We start from the raw sequence: 1,676 nt of genomic DNA, 5'->3' as shown, positions 1-1,676 counted from the left end.
GGCAAGTCGGATCGCCGCACCGCCGCTCCCACAGGTTTTGGTGGTAACAATAAAAAAGGCGACTGCCGTGAGGGAGTCGCCTTTTTTGTGTTCGATGAATCTTACGCCATGTTACGCGCGTAGAAGATTTCGAGCATTTCGTGTTTCACCCGCTCGGTCACCTGGGCGCGTTGCTCAGAGGACAGGTTGCTGGTGGCGTCGCCGAACAGGTAGTTATCCAGTTCGAAGTTCTTCAGCAGCATCTTGGTGTGGAACAGGTTTTCCTGGTACACGTTCACATCGGTCATCTGATACGCGTCGTACGTGTCATCGGAGAGGTAGTTCTGGATCGAATTGATCTCGTGGTCGATGAAGTGCTTTTTGCCTTCAACGTCACGGGTGAAACCGCGCACACGGTAGTCCACGGTCACGATGTCCGAATCGAACTGGTGAATCAGGAAATTGAGCGCTTTAAGCGGTGAAATGACCCCGCAAGTCGACACGTCGATGTCCACTCGGAAGGTTGCAATACCGCTGACCGGATGGATTTCCGGGTAGGTGTGCACCGTGATGTGGCTCTTGTCGAGGTGAGCAAGAATGATTTCAGGCAGCGGGCCCGGGGATTCTTCGATCTGACTGTCGGTCGGGGTTACCGGCTCTTCCGAGATCAGGATCGTGACGCTGGCGCCCTGCGGCTCATAGTCCTGACTGGCAATGTTCAGGATGTTGGCACCAATGATATCGACAACTTCCGTGAGGATCTGCGTCAGGCGTTTCGCGTTGTACTCTTTATTGATGTACTCGACGTAAGCCTGCTGGTCTTGCGGGGTTTCCGCGTAGCAGATGTCATAGATGTTGAAGCTCAAGGTCTTTGTCAGGTTATTGAACCCGTGGAGCTTGAGTTTGCTTTTCACCGTTAAAAACTCTCTATGTGTTTGCGGCCCGGCCGCGTGATCAAGCATGCCCGTCAAATGCGAACAACGCACCTGCGTAGGACGGTTAACACCTCTTCGCGATGGCGATTTTGGTTGTCTGTTCGGGTGCGAGGCCTGTCGGCTGACGGGCCACTACCCTGAAAAAAGTGGCGCATTATGCAGACGTCAGCTTGTGTTCGCCAGAGTCTGCACTGCTTTTATGATAGTTGAATGTCGATTCAACCGAGCTCGATGATTTCATAGTCGTGGGTAATTGCCACGCCTGCCGCGCCGAGCATGATCGAGGCCGAGCAATACTTCTCGGCAGACAGCTCGATGGCGCGTTTGACCTGGGCTTCTTTCAGCCCGCGGCCCTTGACCACAAAATGCATATGAATCTTGGTGAATACCTTTGGATCTTCGGTCGCACGCTCGGCTTCAAGGAACGCTTCACAGCTTTCGACCGCCTGGCGGGACTTCTTGAGGATGCTGACCACATCGAAATTGCTGCAACCGCCGACACCCAGCAGCAGCATTTCCATCGGCCGGACACCCAGGTTACGTCCGCCGGCATCGGGCGGACCGTCCATGACCACGACATGACCGCTACCGGATTCGCCGAGGAACATGGCTTCGCCAGCCCATTGGATGCGTGCCTTCATCGCCAAGACTCCACTGTATAAAAAAGGGTCGCCAGCTTAGCACAGGCCCCGTGATTGACAGCGCCCGGCGTCTTAGGACATATCCCACTGCCTTGTAGGTAAATGCTCGAATATTGCAGGA

General features: G+C 54.6%; 2 protein-coding genes. Both read right to left on the bottom strand.

Annotated elements, in window-relative coordinates; genetic code table 11:
- Positions 1–101: 101 nt before the first annotated feature.
- Positions 102–893 (bottom strand): adenosylmethionine decarboxylase, encoded by a 792-nt coding sequence (speD, locus tag ACXRVY_RS27685; protein ID WP_007986012.1) that lies wholly within the window; start codon positions 891–893, stop codon positions 102–104.
- 239 nt (positions 894–1,132) lie between these two features.
- Positions 1,133–1,555: an OsmC family protein gene (locus ACXRVY_RS27680; protein ID WP_007941657.1), complete on the bottom strand. Its 423-nt coding sequence runs from the start codon at positions 1,553–1,555 to the stop codon at positions 1,133–1,135.
- Positions 1,556–1,676: the final 121 nt, after the last annotated feature.

Source organism: Pseudomonas sp. P5_A2_2 (genome assembly GCF_054177685.1).
The sequence above is the reverse complement of the archived record's forward strand: the minus strand, read 5'-3'. Positions and strand labels throughout refer to the sequence as shown.

What these genes read in the sequence shown, in the direction of transcription:
- ACXRVY_RS27680 (WP_007941657.1), bottom strand. Translation starts at nt 1,555, where the DNA reads ATGAAGGCACGCATCCAATGGGCTGGCGAAGCCATGTTCCTCGGCGAA.